The 16,213-nt window shown below is 62.1% G+C and carries 12 protein-coding genes; 8 read left to right on the plus strand and 4 right to left on the minus strand.

Going from position 1 to position 16,213, the window contains the following annotated elements; genetic code table 11:
• Positions 1–34 precede the first annotated feature (34 nt).
• The 3 genes from T8A63_RS02835 to T8A63_RS02845 form a co-directional block, all read right to left on the minus strand.
• Complete coding sequence (locus T8A63_RS02835; RefSeq protein ID WP_067940693.1) at positions 35–2,668, minus strand: beta strand repeat-containing protein; 2,634 nt, start codon at positions 2,666–2,668, stop codon at positions 35–37.
• Between the two features lie 60 nt (positions 2,669–2,728).
• Positions 2,729–3,241 carry a hypothetical protein gene (locus T8A63_RS02840; RefSeq protein WP_067624323.1) on the minus strand — a complete coding sequence of 171 codons (513 nt, stop codon included), beginning with the start codon at positions 3,239–3,241 and terminating at the stop codon, positions 2,729–2,731.
• A gap of 419 nt (positions 3,242–3,660) precedes the next feature.
• Entirely contained in the window at positions 3,661–4,281 is a 621-nt protein-coding gene (locus tag T8A63_RS02845; RefSeq protein WP_067624320.1) for a response regulator transcription factor, read from the minus strand.
• Positions 4,282–4,532: 251 nt separating this feature from the next.
• Between T8A63_RS02845 and T8A63_RS02850 the strand changes: the two genes are divergently transcribed.
• From T8A63_RS02850 to T8A63_RS02885, 8 genes are all read left to right on the plus strand, one after another.
• On the plus strand, positions 4,533–5,015 hold the full coding sequence (locus T8A63_RS02850) for a molybdopterin-dependent oxidoreductase (RefSeq protein WP_259946204.1): 483 nt from the start codon (positions 4,533–4,535) through the stop codon (positions 5,013–5,015).
• 24 nt (positions 5,016–5,039) lie between these two features.
• Positions 5,040–7,631: a hybrid sensor histidine kinase/response regulator gene (locus T8A63_RS02855; protein WP_322344920.1), complete on the plus strand. Its 2,592-nt coding sequence runs from the start codon at positions 5,040–5,042 to the stop codon at positions 7,629–7,631.
• A 534-nt stretch (positions 7,632–8,165) separates the two neighbouring features.
• The gene (locus T8A63_RS02860) at positions 8,166–9,134 is read left to right on the plus strand and encodes an iron-siderophore ABC transporter substrate-binding protein (RefSeq protein WP_322344921.1); all 969 of its coding nucleotides are present in this window, start codon (positions 8,166–8,168) and stop codon (positions 9,132–9,134) included.
• A complete protein-coding gene (locus T8A63_RS02865; RefSeq protein WP_322344922.1) occupies positions 9,134–10,135 on the plus strand; it encodes an iron ABC transporter permease in 1,002 nt (333 codons plus the stop codon). Before T8A63_RS02860 ends, T8A63_RS02865 begins: the two co-directional genes overlap by 1 nt.
• On the plus strand, positions 10,132–11,163 hold the full coding sequence (locus tag T8A63_RS02870; protein WP_322344923.1) for a FecCD family ABC transporter permease: 1,032 nt from the start codon (positions 10,132–10,134) through the stop codon (positions 11,161–11,163). Before T8A63_RS02865 ends, T8A63_RS02870 begins: the two co-directional genes overlap by 4 nt.
• On the plus strand, positions 11,160–11,984 hold the full coding sequence (locus T8A63_RS02875; RefSeq protein ID WP_322344924.1) for an ABC transporter ATP-binding protein: 825 nt from the start codon (positions 11,160–11,162) through the stop codon (positions 11,982–11,984). Before T8A63_RS02870 ends, T8A63_RS02875 begins: the two co-directional genes overlap by 4 nt.
• Before the next feature lie 97 nt (positions 11,985–12,081).
• Positions 12,082–14,178, plus strand: coding sequence for a TonB-dependent siderophore receptor (locus tag T8A63_RS02880; protein WP_322344925.1), 2,097 nt, complete (start codon positions 12,082–12,084; stop codon positions 14,176–14,178).
• A 60-nt stretch (positions 14,179–14,238) separates the two neighbouring features.
• Entirely contained in the window at positions 14,239–15,282 is a 1,044-nt protein-coding gene (locus T8A63_RS02885) for a siderophore-interacting protein (RefSeq protein WP_322344926.1), read from the plus strand.
• Positions 15,283–15,289: 7 nt separating this feature from the next.
• On the opposite strand, the gene htpX is transcribed toward T8A63_RS02885, so the two are convergent.
• A complete protein-coding gene (htpX, locus tag T8A63_RS02890) occupies positions 15,290–16,213 on the minus strand; it encodes a zinc metalloprotease HtpX (RefSeq protein ID WP_067937842.1) in 924 nt (307 codons plus the stop codon).

Genomic DNA, 16,213 nt, shown 5'->3' on the forward strand with positions numbered 1-16,213 from the left:
GCGTTGCTCAGCCCGGGGGCACCGGAGAGGTCGGTTAGTCGTCGACCCGCACGGTGAACTCTACCCGGGCAAAGCCGCCGGGAAGGATCGTGCCATGTGTGCTCGATACGTTGGTCGAGGTGACGGTGGCCGTGCTGGTGCCCGGGAACAGGCTCTCTGGGCAGGCACCGCCACAGTTCGTGACCGCGGTATAGGCCGGTGCGGCGTCCGAGATGATCACGTTGTCCGCCGCAGAGGCGCCCGTGTTCTCGGCTTCGACCATGTAGCGGATGCACTGGCCGGGCTCGACATCAAGACGGGTCTTGGTGAAGGTGCCCACGGTGCCATCGCAGCCCGCGTCGATATACTGATACTTGCTCAGTGTGACATCGCCCGAGATGATGACCACGCGGTCTTCGACGACGTTGTTGGTCTGGTCGATATCGGTCCCGGTACCGTTCAACGTGTTGTTGATCGAGATCGTGCCGACTTCGGAGACACCTTGGGTGGCTGTCGATGGCGTCTGCACGCGGTAGATCAGCGAGATGCTGTCGCCCGGAGCAAGCCCGTTGACGCCCGGCGAAACACCGTCGGTCAGGTCATCGAAGTTGTCGATCACCGGCTCGGATGGATCGATCACGCCGTTGCCGTTCTGGTCCCAGAAGATCGCGCCGGAGAAGTTGGTCAGACCGGATTCGGTGATCGACGCCTCGGTGATGGCCACGTTCCCTTCGTTCGAAATGGTGTGGAGGATGTCCACGATACCACCCGGCGAAGCCTGCGCGCTTTGGTTTTCGATGATCTTCACATCGTAGATTTCGTTGACCGTGACTTGGTTGACGATACGGTCACCTTGTCCGGAGACGGAAGATACGACCGCGATGTCGACCAAGGTATCGCCGGGCAGGGCGTCATCTGCCGGGGTGATCACCGCGCGGATAGCCTGCGATCCACCTGCTGGGATGGTGCCTGTGTTCGACACGATCGACCCGTCTGGCAGTTGGAACTCAACCGTCCAGCCTGCGGGCAGGGCTTGATCCAGCGACAGGTTGAAGCTGTCCGAGGTCGGGCCGTTGTTTTCGACCAGCATGTCAAAGACGACCGGTGCGCCGGGGTCTGTCGACTGGGTGACCCACGGGTTGCCACCGTTTGTCGGAGCCGCGCCATCGCCTTCGGAACCGACGACAGCGTTTTCGAGGTCGACCGAAGCTGCAAGCACCGCACCGGAGAATTCGGCGGTCGATACGTCAGTGACGCCCGAGTTGTCCGAGGTCGTGGTAAGGATCGCGGTGTAGTTGGTGGTGGCGGTCGGTGTGACATTGGTCGGCAGGGTGGCTATCAACGTCACCTTCGCGCTGTCACCGATACCCAAGGGGCCCACAGAGCCGACCACCGGGGTGACACCGTCCGCGCCGACAAAGCGGAAGGTGGTGCCCGCGGGGAAGTCGTCGTTGGCCACGTCAAGGGTCAGGCTGTCCGGGCTGTTGGAAAGGTTGGTCAGCACGAATTCCTGACGGATCACGCCGCCTTGGTAGACATCGCCGGTTTCCGTGACGACATCGTTGCTCGCGGCGTCATCGTCGGTGCCCGAGGCAATTGCCGCATTGGCGGTGCCGTTGGAGTTGATCGCGGTATCGGCAATCGCCACCGCATATTGGTTGTCGACGGTGACAGAGGCAGTGTTCGACGGCGGGAAGGCTGTGCCGTCAACGTCTTGGGTCGCCACGTTGGTGATGATGCCCGCATTGGCGGTATCCGCGATCACGGCACGGAAGGTCACCTCGCCCGAGCGGCCAGAGCCGACAGAGGAGATCAGGAAGTTGACGTTTTGCCCATCATCATAGTCCCAAGCGATCGTCTCGCCGGAGCCGTTTGTGGTGTCCACGACGGTGGAGCCGTTGTCATCGTCCAGCGGTGTAGCGGAGTCAGACCAGCGGGCCGAGCCGGGTACGTAGGTCAGGCGGCCATCGAGCACGTCCTGCACAGAGTAGTTGTTGGCGGCAGCAAGACCGGTGCTGGAGTAGGTCAGCGTGATGGTCACTTCGTCGCCCGCGTCAATGATGTTGGGATTGCCGCCCGAGGCCGGGTCCGCTGTCATCGATTTGACCAACTCGACAATCGCGTCGTTGGAGATTGTCAGCGTGTCTGTGTTGGTAATAAGTACGGTACCGTCAAGGTTGGAAGTCGCTGTCACAGTGATCGTATCGGAACCGGACGCTGTCGAAGGGGCGGTGGCTTCGATCACAACGCCGAACTGTTCGCCGGGTGCCAGAGTTGGTGTTTCAGTCAACGGAGTGGCGCTATCGGCCACGCCGTCCATATTGGCATCAGGATAAAAGACCAACGGCTGCAAATCGAGCGTCCCGCTGCTGTCTTCTGCCGCCTCCAGCAAGAATGCATCTGCACCGTTACCGTCGTTGGTGATGATGTGAGGCAAGAAAGCTTTGCCGCCGGGGGCAATTGTTTCCGTGTTGTCCGAGGTCATGGAGACACCAGCAACTTGCTGAACGATCGTCTCAACGGTGTTGGAGGTTACCGTGATCGTGTCGCCCGCCGCGTTGGTATAGGTCGCGACGGCTTGGTTGCCGATGACCGAACCCGCTTCGGGTGCCGCGAAAGCGACAGTGCCGATCACGGCGGTCAGAGCAACGGCGCTCACGGAGCGCAGGAAGGTTGTATGGTTTTTCACGTTAATATTCCCTAGTTCTATAGTAGTTGGAGAGAGAGTGGAGAGAGAGAGGCGCCGGATTTAGTTCAGGCGCACGCGGTAGCTGTTGAAGGCGGAGGCGCCTGCTTCGAGCGGTTCCGAGAGGGTCCAGCGCACGGCGGCGACGGCTTCTTCGGGAAGGGGCTCTTCAATCATATTGCCATTGGCATCGACGACCTTGCGGGTGGCGGGAACGGTCGACCATTCCAGCCCTTCCTGCTCTGGGTCCATCTCGGCCTGGACTTCAAAGACCGCGGCGACAGAGGTCACTTCGGCCCCAAGGGCGAGAGAGACGCCATCGGGAACCGGGGCGGCGATGACGAGCCCCTCCATCGCGCCTTCGGTCGTGTTCTGGTGGCGCAGCTCATAAGAGATCACCTCGCCCGGGCGGATCGTTTCACGCTCAACGAGGACTTCTTCGCCCTCGGCATTGGTTTCCACCACGCGGAAGGAGAATTCGCTCGTCAGCGCGTCGGCGGCAGCCGCGAAACCCGCGAGGGACAAGGCCGTACTCGCAATGAGTGTCTTGGATAATTGGGAGATATGGATACGCATCTAGTAGTTCCCTTGTGGGCCGGTGAAGAGCCGGCAGTTGCAATGAATGGACACGCTCATTGCGTTGTCCTGTTCTCATCTTCGGGGAACCGGATACCGATATCATCTGAGCGAAGGGTTAACTCGCTGAGCCTCTGGTCAGACGGTTAGTCGAAAGGATAGGTGCCCCTATCGGGTCGCGCCCCGGCCTACCATTTGGCGCGGGAATGGCGCTGGGGGCGGGGCGGATAGATGGTTAATTTTGCAGGGAAAAATGCAGTTTCCGAATCTTTGATCCGGTGCAAAACGTCAAAGGCTAAACGCAAAAACGCCCGCGCGGGGCGGGCGATTATGGTTTACAAGCCAGAGGGGAAATTGGGCGCGCTACGGGGGGGCGCGCAGGGTCCGGACCGGGGCGTTTCAGGCGGCGAAAACGGGCCTCAAACGAAGCCCGCGTCGCGCGCAATGATCGCTGCATCCGTACGATTCTTTGCGTCCAGTTTTCGGCAAAGTGTTTTCACGTGCAGTTTGATCGTCACTTCTTGCAGATCAAGGTCGCGCGCGATCTCTTTATTCGACTGCGCGCTCATCAATCCGCGCAGCACTTGGCGCTCACGCTCTGACAAGGCTTTCTCGAAATCCGTCTCTTCGGGATTGTCTTTGCCCGACATGAAGGTGACCGGGGCATAGGTCTCCCCGGCGGCCATAAAGCGGACCGCGTTGACCAGTGACTTGGCGGGCAGGGTCTTGGGCAAAAAGCCGATTGCCCCCATTTCCAACGCCTGTTCGGCGATCAGCCGGGTGGCGGTGCCAGAAATCAGCCCGACGGGGCGGCCCTCGTTGATACCAAGCACGGTTTGCAGGCCCTGCAGCCCCTTCATACCGGGCATCGTATAATCGAGCAGAACCAGATCGTAGGGCGGCTCGGACTTGATCTTGTCCAAGGCACCGGCCAGATCACATGCCGCTTCGGTGACGGTCGCTCCATCGGCATCAAGGAACATGGCAATGGTCTCTCGAACCATGTCGTGATCATCGGCAATTAAAATACGCAAAGACATAATAGATCTCCTGAAGCCCAAATGGCCGGCGTTCTCTAATGGGTAGAGTGTGCCCGTTTGAAAAGAAAGATGAAAGCCCAAGGGACAAAGGGCGCAAAGGCATGCGCCGCTATCCTTTGGTATGGCAGGGCGGGGCGCTCGGGGGCAGGCGCGCCTATCCTTTGGTATAGGGGGGATGCGCTTCTGCGCATTCGCGCCTCTCATTAGGTCAGGGTATGGTCAGGTCATAACGCCAGATAAGGAACCAAGACATGATTTTTCAGAATCTTAGCAAGACCATCACCGCAGCCGCGCTCACAATGGGCCTTGCTTCGGCGGTTGCCGCCCAAGACGAAGAGGCCGTGCTCAACGTGACGCTGGCCGGTGAAACCCATAACTTTACCCTGTCTGACCTGCAGTCGATGCCGGTCTCAAGCTTTGAAACGACAACCATCTGGACCGATGGCGCGCAGGAGTTCGAAGGCGTTTCTCTCAAGGATCTCTTCGACACGCTGAACGTCGAAGACGGCACGATCACCGCGACGGCCATCAATGACTATGCCGTGGAAATCCCAATGTCCGACGCCGTCGAAGGTGGCCCGATCATCGCCTACCACACCAATGGTGAGGAAATGTCGCGCCGGGACAAGGGGCCACTTTGGGTCGTCTACCCTTACGACAGTGACATCGCCTACCAGACTGAACTGGTCTACAGCCGGTCGATCTGGCAGCTTGACCGCATTAGTGTCGAGTAACTGACAATGGCGCAGAGGGCTTGGATGAACGACGCAGGAAAATTCGGACCCGCGCGCGCCAGAAGCCGACAGGTACTGATGCTTATCCTCGTGGCGGGGATGAGCATCGCCGCCTATCTGGCCTATAACGTCTGGGACCGGATTCAGGCGCTCGACAGTGCGCAGCAGGACCATGCCGAATGGGTCTTTACGCAGATCGAGATCGAATTCCTCAAGACCGACCGCGCCCTGGCGCAGGCAAAATCCGCCACGCCCGAGGCGCTGGACGAGTTCCGCGAAAGGTTCGACATCTTCTATAGCCGCGTTCTGCTGGCCGAACGGGTGCGCAACAACGCAAAGGCCAAGCCGAAAATCCGCGAGTTGCGGGCCTCGCTGGATGGGTTCCTGCCTGCGATCGACGGCTCTGATGCCGAACTGATCGCGGCATTGGACGATATCGACGCCATGTTGCGCAGCATCGAAGACGTGCCCCGCGAGATTGCCCTCGCCTCCATCGCAATCGCCAGCGAGATGTCCCAAAACGAACGCCATGAGATCGTGCGACTGATCGAAGTGATGGCGGCGATCGTGTTGATCGTCACCCTTGCCTTGGTCGGCGCGGTCTACCGCCTGTCGCGGCAGGCCAGCCGGTTGAACCGCACCTCGCAATTGGTTGAAGAAAACCACCTGCGCCTTGCCACCACCCTTCAAGCTTCGCTCGACGCCATCGTCGTTATCAACGACCACGGCGAGATCGAAGATTTCAACGGCTCCGCCGAAGAGATATTCGGAATCACCCATGAGGCCGCAAAGGGCAGGGACTATATCAGCCTGTTGATCCCGCCCGCCGACCGCAGCGTGCACCGCGAACGGCTTGAGAAATTCCGCCAGACTGGAGAGACGGAGGTCGCCGATAAGGGCCGCCGCGAGTTTGAAATGATCGACCAAACCGGGCGCATTTTCCCGGTCGAGATGTCCGTGTCGCAATCGCCCATGGGGCAGGGGGCGCTGTTCATCGCTTATATCCGGGACATCACCGAAAAACGCCTCCGCGAGGCCGAGATCATTGCCGCGCGGGATGAAGCGCTTGACGCCTATCAGGAAAAATCTCGGTTCTTCGCCATGATGAGCCACGAGATGCGCACGCCGCTCAATGGTGTGATCTCGGCCCTGCAACTGCTGCAAGATGACCGGCTTGACGATGAGCAAAAGCGCTATCTCGATGCGGCGATGACCTCGGGTGAGATTTTGTTGGGCCATATCAATGACGTGCTGGCCATCGAGCGCAGTGAGGCTGGCACCTATGAACAGGTGCGTCAGACCTGTGACATGACGGTGCTGATGGCGGGAATCATCAACACGATGGACCCTCTGGCCGAGGCCGGGGGCACGCGGCTGCACCTAGATTTGACGCAGTTGGACGACAAGGCCATCGTGACGGACCCACGGGCGATCCAGCAGATTTTGGTCAACCTTCTGAGCAACGCGATCAAGTTTAGCCCCGGCGGTGATGTGACATTGCGCGGGTGGTTCGCCAAATCTGGCTCAGAAGGGGAGGAGTTCCACCTTGAGGTCGAGGATGACGGACCCGGCATTCCGGCGGGGGATATCGACCGTATCTTCGAAGACTTCGTTTCGCTCGACAGCCGCTATGAGCGGCGCACCGGGGGCACCGGTTTGGGGCTTGGGATCGTGCGTCGTTTGGTCAAACGGTTGGGCGGCGAGATTACCTGCGACTCGACCGTGGGAGAGGGGGCATGTTTCACGCTGCGCTTGCCGGTGAAGCTTGCCGATCTGGCAGAGGTCGACTGCGACGCCGCCCCCGACCCACAGAAAAAGCGCGTCGAGGCGTTACCGGCAAAGCGGCTCAACCTTCTGCTGGTGGACGACAATGAGATCAACCGCGAGCTAATCATGGCAATGCTTGAGAAGATCGGCCATGATGTCACCCTTGCCACCGGTGGGCGCGCGGCGATTGAGCTTGCCGAAGGCGCGCCCTTTGATGCGATCCTCATGGATATCTCCATGCCTGAGGTGAATGGCATTCAGGCGACCAAGGCGATTCTTTCCGGCGAAGGCCCCAACCGCGAAACGCCAATCATCGCCGTGACCGCCCACGCCTTGCCGAAAGAACGCGCGGAGTTCAGCGCGGTCGGGATGTCGGGGTTTTTGCAAAAGCCGCTGGATATGAAAGTGCTGCGTGCAAAGCTGCGCGAGCTTTCGGGGCGTGAGGTGATGCCGGAACAGGCCCTGCCAGAGCGTTTGGCCAGCGCGCAGACATCGGTGCAGGCGAAATCCGCGAAACGGCCTTTGTTGAACGAACAACAGATCGCGGACCTGATCGACCTATTGGGCGTGGAGAAACTGCGTGAGCGGGTGGATAAGCTTGGCCATCAGGGCGCGGATGACCTGCCCGCATTGATGGCCGCCGATGGCTTGCCCGATTTGCAGGCGCAGGCCCATGCCATGGCCGGGATGTGCGGCATGCTTGGGGCGGACCGGCTGCACGGCCTGCTCAAAGAGATCGAGACCGCCTGCAAGACCGGCAAAGACGACGAAGCGCGCGGGCTGTCAAAGGCTTTGCCCGAAACTTGGGACGCGACGCTGGCGGCAATGAAGGCGCAGGTCGGTCTGTAACGGGGCGTGTCTGACCGGGGGGGGGGCGGCAACCTATCCTTAAGACTAGCCCGTTTATACCCCCGCCCAGATGCAGCGATGTAAAGCGCGATCTATAGTTAGATATACCCGCCGATAGACGGGTCTGCACGAAGGCGTCATTGACCAGAACAATGACCGCGTCCCAAGCTGGCAACCGGTTCATTTCGACCGTTTCGCCTGAGAATATGCTTCACGACACGGGCCTTCTCGGGAGCTGCTGCCCGTTCCCCTACCCCAGGGAGTGGCTCCTCGATAGACTTGCAGCGATGCGCCCCACCGGTTTTCCTGTCCCTCCCCTCGGGGAAAACCGGGGGCGCATACGGGCGGTCTGGCGGGGCTGTTTCACCTACCCGTCAATATAACGCTTGTCGCAGCGGCATCTGGGCCGACCGCGCGCACCTTCGCTTTGGTACGGCCCAACCCCATGATCCGATGAACTGCCCTGTTGCATCCGCGCCCGCTGCGGCATAACAGACAATAGTTTACTAAAAGAATCGGATTAAGGGGGCCGCAGTGCTCAGAACATTGTCATTCATTTGCTTGGCCTTTGGCGCGACTGCCGCCTCGGCGCAGGACTTTCCCGTCACCGTTGAACACGCCTTTGGCGAAACCACCATCGAAGAGCGCCCCGAACGGGTGGCGTCGGTCGGCTGGGCCAATCACGAGGTGCCCTTGGCGCTCGGGATCGTGCCCGTCGGCTTTGCACGCGCCTCTTGGGGGGACGACGATGGCGATGGGCTGTTGCCCTGGGTGATCGAAAAGCTTGATGAATTGGACGCAGAGGTGCCCACACTCTTTGACGAGGGCGATGGCATTGATTTCGAAGCCGTGGCCAGCACCCAGCCCGATGTGATCCTTGCCGCCTATTCCGGTCTGTCGCAGTCGGATTATGAGACGCTCAGCCGCATCGCGCCGGTCATCGCCTATCCCGAAGCCGCATGGACGACGACATGGCGCGAGATGATCCGCCAAAACGCGGCGGGCCTTGGCATGGCCGAAGAAGGTGACGCGATGGTCGCCGAGATCGAAGAGCGTATCGCCTCCGCCCGCGAAGAGCATCCCGAACTGGCCGGCAAGACTGGGATGTTCGTCACTCACCTCGATCCGCGCGACCTCAGCACCATCGGTTTCTACGCCGCCGCCGACCAACGGGTGCAGTTCCTGACCGACATCGGGATGGCGACGCCCCAAGCGGTGCGCGAGGCCAGCGAGGCTGGTAAATACTCGGGCCGGGTCAGCGCAGAGCGGATCGATCTGTTCGAAGACGTGGATGTTGTGGTCACCTATGGTGATCAGGCGCGGTTGGACGAACTGGCCAAGAACCCGCTGATCGCGCGTTTCCCCGCCGTCGCCCGTGGCTCGGTCGTGCTTTTGGCGAATGACCCGATGGGCACCGCCGCGAACCCAACGCCGCTGTCGATCGACTATGTGCTCGACGATTACCTCGCACGGCTGAGCGCGGCCGCCACACGCGGCGAATAATGCAGGTGCAGCGCCCCCAACGGCTGGCCGGTCTCGCGCTTTTGCTGGGCCTGCTGTTGCTGATGACCGGCCTGTCGCTGACCGTGGGCGCGCGTTCGGTGCCTTGGGCCGAGATCTGGGCGGGCATGACTGGCCGGATCGAGTCCATCGGCGCTGCGGCGGTCGCGGTGCGGATGCCGCGCACGGCGCTGGCCGTTTTGGCGGGCGCAGCGCTTGGCCTTGCGGGGGCGGTGATGCAGGGCATCAGCCGCAACCCGCTGGCCGATCCGGGTATTCTGGGCGTCAATGCGGGCGCGGCGCTTTTCGTCGTGGTAGGCATCGCTTGGTTCGACATCAGCGGCGCGCAGAGTTTTCTGTGGCTCGGCGTCGCCGGGGCGGGGGTGACCGCGATTTTCGTCTATCTGATCGGCTCCGCCGGGCAGGGCGGGGCGACACCGCTGAAGCTGACCCTTGCTGGCACGGCAACATCTGTGGCGGTGTCGGCCTTCATCATCGCGGTGGTCTTGCCGCGCAATGATATCGCAGGCTCTGTGCAATCTTGGCAGGTGGGCGGCATCGGCGGCGCGAGCTTTGAGACGCTTTTGCCCGCCATGCCCTTCGCGCTGGTCGGGCTGGCGCTGAGCCTCGCCTCAGCCCGGGTTCTCAACGCATTGGCCTTGGGCGAAGAACTGGCCACCGGCCTTGGCCAGAGCGTTGCCTTGGGGCGGGTCATGGCCGCGGCGGGGGCGGTGATCCTCTGCGGCACGGCGACGGCGCTTTGCGGTCCGATTGGTTTTGTCGGGCTGGTGGTGCCGCATCTGTGCCGGATGATCGCGGGCGTTGATTACAAGCTGGTGTTGCCGCTCTCGGCCTTGGCGGGGGCCTCCATGCTGGGGCTGTCGGACGTGCTGGGCCGGGTCATCGCGCGCCCGAATGAGTTGGACGTGGGCATCGTCACCGCCTTTGTCGGCGCGCCCTTCTTTATCTGGACGGTGCGCAATCACAGGATGCGTGGGCTATGAGCGATGTGACCCTCGCCGCCCCGCGCAGCACCCGCCCCGTGGCCGCGCGCCGCCTTCAGGTGCTGGGCTTTCTGGCTGCGCTTGTGCTTGGCCTGATGCTGCTGACGCTCAGCTGCGGACGGGGCTGCGTGCCGCCGGGCGATGTTTGGGCCGCGCTGACCGGTGCGCCGGAGGCGAATGCCGCTTTCGTGGTGACCGAGTTGCGTTTGCCGCGCGCGGTCATGGGGCTGTTCGCTGGGGCCAGCTTTGGCTTGGGCGGGGTGGCGTTTCAGATCATGCTGCGCAATCCACTGGCCAGCCCCGACATCATCGGCATCAGCGCAAGTGCGGGGGCGGCGGCGGTCTTTGCCATCGTTATTCTGGCCCTCGATGGGTGGTTGGTGTCGCTCGTCGCGGTGGCGGCGGGGCTTGGGGTCGCGGCGCTGATCTGGGCGCTGTCCTCGCGCCGCGGTGCTGCGGGGGCGCGGTTGATCCTGATTGGCATAGGCGTCTCGGCCATGCTCGATAGTGTGACAGCCTATGTCTTGCTCGAAGCGCCCGCATGGGACCGGGCCGAGGCGATGCGCTGGCTGACCGGCAGCCTCAACGGTATGCAGCTTGTTCAAGCGTTGCCCGTGGCCGGGGCGCTGTTGGTATTCGGAGGGCTGCTGGCCGTTACCGCCCGCGATTTGGAGGTGCTGCGCCTTGGCGATGACACTGCCGAAGCCCTTGGCGTGCGGGCCGATGCCACGCGGCTGCGGGTGACACTGGCCGCCGTCGGCCTTGTGGCCATCGCGACGGCTGCGACCGGGCCGATTGCCTTTGTCGCCTTCCTTGCGGGGCCCATTGCAGCGCGGCTCTTGCCGGGGTCGCGCGGATTGCTTCTGGCGGCCGGACTGGTGGGCGCGGTGCTGGTCATCGCGGGCGATTTTGTGGGGCAGTTCCTCTTGCCCGCGCGCTTGCCTGTTGGCGTCGTCACCGGGGCGGTCGGCGCGCCCTTCCTTTTGTATCTCATCGTCCGCGCCAATAGAAATGGGGGCACGCTATGACCCACGACCACCGTCTTGAAACGCGCAATCTGGGCGCGGGCTATGAAAAGCGCGTGATTTTGGAGGATGTCTCTCTCACCCTGCCTGCGGGCAAGATCACCGCCATCGTGGGCGGCAATGCCTCGGGGAAGTCGACCCTGTTGCGGACGCTGGCGCGGATTTTGCAGCCAAAATCCGGCGCGGTCCTGCTCGATGGACAGTCGGTGCATCAGATGAAATCGCGCAAGCTGGCGCAGGTTATGGGGTTGTTGCCGCAATCGCCGATCGCGCCCGAGGGGATCGCCGTGGCCGACCTTGTCGGGCGCGGGCGGCATCCGCATCAGGGGCTGTTCTCGCGCTGGTCGGCAGAGGATGACCGCGCTGTTGCCCGCGCGCTTGCGGCGACCGGTACCGAAGAGCTGGCCGAGCGCGATCTTGATACCCTGTCGGGCGGTCAACGCCAGCGGGTGTGGATCGCCATGGCCTTGGCGCAAGAGACCGACCTGTTGTTGCTGGATGAGCCAACAACCTTTTTGGACGTCGCGCATCAGGTCGAGGTGCTGGACCTGCTTGTCGATCTCAACACCGCGCAGGGCACGACGATCGTCATGGTACTGCATGATCTCAACCTCGCCGCGCGCTATGCCGACCACCTGATCGCCGTTGGCGATGGCGGCATCCGCGCGGAGGGGCCGCCCGCTGAGGTCCTGACAGAGGACCTGGTGAAAGCCGTCTTCGGCCTGTCGTGCCGTATTGTCAGCGACCCCGTTTCGCAGACCCCCTGCATGGTGCCGATCGGGCGCCATAAAATCGGGCAATCACGCAAAGAAGTCGCAGCTTAAAATAACTTACTAAATTAGTCAGATTGACTCTGGCGCCCTCCGTATCATAGGGGTAAGAAAATCCCGACTGATTCACTAGGTTATTACGGAGACCGCCATGTCCTCTTTTAAATTCATTCCCCTGCAACTAGGGCGCGGCTCTCTCAAGACGGCGCTTTTATGCTGTACGGCGCTGGTGCCGGGCGCAGTTTCCGCGCAAGAGACCTACCAGTTGGACGACGTGATCCTAGAGACCAGCGCGCAAACCTCAGGCGCGGCGGATGCCGAAACCGTGGTCGCCAGCGAACTTAGCAGCGGCGGCAAACTGTCGGGAGAGATCATTGATATCCCGGCCAGCGTCTCTGTTATCACCAGCCGCGAGATCGAAGCGCGCGGCGCGGATAGCGTGGAGCAGGTGTTGAACTACACCGCCGGCGCCAGCACCGACAGCTATGGCGCGGACGACCGGTTCGACTATTTCATTCTGCGCGGGTTCGAGGCCTATACCTACCGAGATGGGCTGACATTGGGCCCGAACTTTGGGGCCATCCGCGAAGAGCCCTTTGCTTTTGAGCGTGTGGAAGTCATCCGGGGCGCATCGTCTTCGACCTTTGGCCTGTCCGACCCCGGCGGCTCGGTCAACTATGTCACCAAACGCCCGCGCGACGAACGCTTTGGCAGTGTCTACACCTCGGTGGATTCCTATGGCAGCTTGGAAACCGGCGTAGATTTCGGCGACACGCTGGATGAAGAAGGCACGCTCAGCTACCGTTTCACCGGCCTGCTGCGCAATGGCGAGCTTGAGTACCCCTATTCCGAGAATGACGAGATCTTCGCGATGGGTGGCCTCACATGGCGTCCCTCCGATGCCTCTGAGCTGACCGTGATCGTCGATCACCTTGACCGCGACTCCGTGCCCGGCAGCGGTGGTTTCCCGGCGGGCGGCGATTTTGACCGCAGCGACGTGTTCTACGGCGAGCCGGACTATAACTACCGCGGCACCGAACGGACCACCGTTTCCGTTCTGGGCGCGCATGACTTCGGCAACGGGCTGAGCTTTGGCGGCACCCTGCGCTACAGCGACGGCGCGGATGACTTCGGCTATGCCTATGTCAGCGACTATACCCCGAATGACAGCATGGTGGACCGCGCGTACTTTGCCAGCGACGGCACGAGCGAGAACATGATCTCCGACCTGCATCTGACCTATGAGGGCTTCCTTGGCAGTGCAGCCAGCACCACCACGGCGGGGGTCGAATTCTCGTGGTCCGACGAGACCGATCAACGCTTTTATGGCGCGGCGCCGTCGGTTGACCGCGACAACCCAAGCTACACAGGCCGTCCCACCAGCGTTCCGATTTTTGCCGATCTCGATACAGAGACGGAAGGCAAGGCGCTTTACTTTCAGCAAGAGCTGAACTGGAACGAACGTTTCATCGCCTCCTTCGGGCTGCGTCACGACTGGATCGACGTAACCGAAACCAACAACCTTGCCGGTACGGTGCAGACCAACGACATCAGCGAGACGACAGGCCGCGTGGGCCTGACCTATAAGATCAAGCCGAACGTTTCGGTTTTTGGGAACTACGCGCAGTCGGTCGTGCCCGCAGGCTTTGGCGTCGAGCCGGAAGAGGGCGAGCAGTTTGAGCTGGGTACCAAATGGCAGCCCATGGGCACCAATGCGCTGCTGACGGCCTCGGTCTATGACCTGTCGAAAAGCAACATCACCCGCACCAATCCGGCGACCAACCAGCCGGAAACCATCGGTGAAATCGGTGTCCGCGGCATCGATTTGGAAGCCAAAGCCGAGATGGGTGCCTATACCCTCACCGCCGCCTACAGCTATCTGGATGCCGAGATCAAAGAGAACGGCACCTCCGGCAACGTTGGCAACCGCCCCGGTCTGGTGCCTGAAAATGTCGCCTCGATCTGGGCCAGCCGTACATGGGAAAACCTTGGCCGTGGTGATCTGACGGTTGGGTTGGGCGCGCGGTTCAACAGCGGCTATTACTACAGCGACAGCAACGCCACAGGCGAGACGGGCAGCTTTGTCGTGGTGGATGCCGCCGTAAGCTATGACCTGTCCGAGCAGACCACCCTGTCGGCCAATGTCACCAACCTGTTCGACGAAAAGCACACCTCCTACGGCGGTTTCTACGCTGACTTCTACAGCCCCGGTCGTGAAGTCACCTTGAAGCTGGCCCATAGCTGGTGAGCCTAAAGCGCGGCACCACCCTCGTGTGCCGCGCTTTTCTTTGACCGGGAGGAGCCCCAGATGACCATCGCCAAAGCCAAGACTACCATCCCGATGGACGCGCCGCAGGAGATGCTCTCGCGGATCCTGTCGCATCTTGTTGATGACCACGGCATGGCGTTTCGCGCCAAAGGGGCGACCGGTCATGTGTTTGAGCAAGACGGCTACCGGGTGGAGTTCGATCTCTGCGCGGGGGGGCTGGAAGTCAGCCTTCAAGCACCCGGCGAAAACGCCATGCAATTCTCGAAAGAGGGCATGGTGCATCACGTGGCAGAGTTTGATCCCGCGCTGGCCGATCGCATCCGCTGGCAGGGCATCACGCAAGAGGCCGGTGCCACGCCGCAGAACTTTCGCCTGCTGACTGTGCTGAACAGTGAAATACTGTTCGAGGGGATGCAGCGCGTCACCCTGCATTACCCTGACATTGCCGAACTCGCCGCGCAGGGGCTGCATCTGCGGTTGATCCTGCCGCGCGATCTCAGCCGCGCACCGGTGTGGCCTGTGATGGGTGCCAACGGTGCGCCGGTCTGGCCAAAGGGCGCGGATGAGTTGCACGCGCGCTATGTGACGCTCAAGAACATCCGCGCCGCGCGCGAGGAGGTCGATATCGACGTGGTGCGCCATGGATCGGGCCTGATCTCGCAATGGGCGCAGAACGCCCATGCCGGGCAACGGATCGGGGCGATGGGGCCGGTGGGCATCAGCGCCTTGCCCGAAGCCTCCTCCTATTTTCTGGCCGCAGATGGCACGGGGCTGCCCGCTGTGGCGCAGCTTTTGGCGCGCCTGCCAGAGGATGCGGTGGGCGATGTGGTGGCCGCCCTGCCGCGCGGCGTGTCCTATCGGGACTACCTGCCCAAGACCAAGCTGCGCGTCCATGCGCTGCCGCCCGCCGCGTTCGAAGCCGAGGTGCTTGGCCATGCGCAGGCGCTGACGGATGACGGTTTGGGCTATGCCTTTTTCGCCGGAGAGTTCCAGAACGCCCAGCAGTTGCGGGGGCATTTCAAAACCACCCTCGGCATGGACAAGACACGCCAGATTTGCACAGCTTACTGGCGGCGGGGCTGAGCGCGGCTTAGCGCCACGGCCCAGCGTCACCCCGCCTGCCAGCCTTGGGGATACGGCTGCTGGTGGTGGGGCGGGCGCTCTCGGCCCGCACCGGGGCCGCCGTGGGCGTCATCGCACGCAGGGCTGCGATGCGGTTTTCCGTCGCCGGGTGTGTGGCAAAGAGGCTGTCATGTTTATGCGCGTGCAGCGGGTTGATGATGAACATATGCGCCGTGGCCGGGTTCCGCTCGGCGGCGTGATTGTCGATCCGCGCGGCGCCCATCGCGATTTTCTCAAGCGCTGAGGCCAGCCAGAGCGGGTGGCCGCAGATCTCTGCCCCGGCTTTGTCCGCCGCATATTCCCGCGTCCGGCTGATCGCCATCTGCACCAATGCGGCGGCCATGGGGGCGAGGAACATCATCATCAGCGTGCCGATCATGCCCATTCGCTCACGCGCGCCGCCGAAGAACAACGCAAAGTTCGCCAGCATAGAAATCGCCCCGGCGAAAGTCGCGGTCACGGTCATGATCGCCGTGTCATGGTTGCGGATATGCGCGAGTTCATGCGCGATAACACCAGCGAGTTCCTCGCGGCTGAGGCTTTGCATCAGCCCTTTTGTTACCGCCACGGCAGCATTGGCCGGGTTGCGCCCGGTGGCAAAGGCGTTGGGTTGCGGCGTGTCGATCAGATAGACCTTCGGTTCGGGCAGGCCCGCGTTCCGCGCAAGCTCGGCCGTGAGGGCGTAAAGCCCGGTGCGGTCATTGGGGGAAACCGGCTGCGCGTTGTGCATCTTGAGCACCATGCGGTCGGAGTTCCACCACGTAAAGGCGTTCATCCCCGCCGCCACCACGAGCGCGATCAGCGCGCCACCCGATCCGCCGATCAGGTAGCCAACCCCCATGAAAAGCGCGGTCATCGCCGCCATCAGCATCGCTGTCTTTACATAGCCCAT

Source organism: Sulfitobacter sp. OXR-159 (assembly GCF_034377145.1).
Classification (GTDB): domain Bacteria; phylum Pseudomonadota; class Alphaproteobacteria; order Rhodobacterales; family Rhodobacteraceae; genus Sulfitobacter.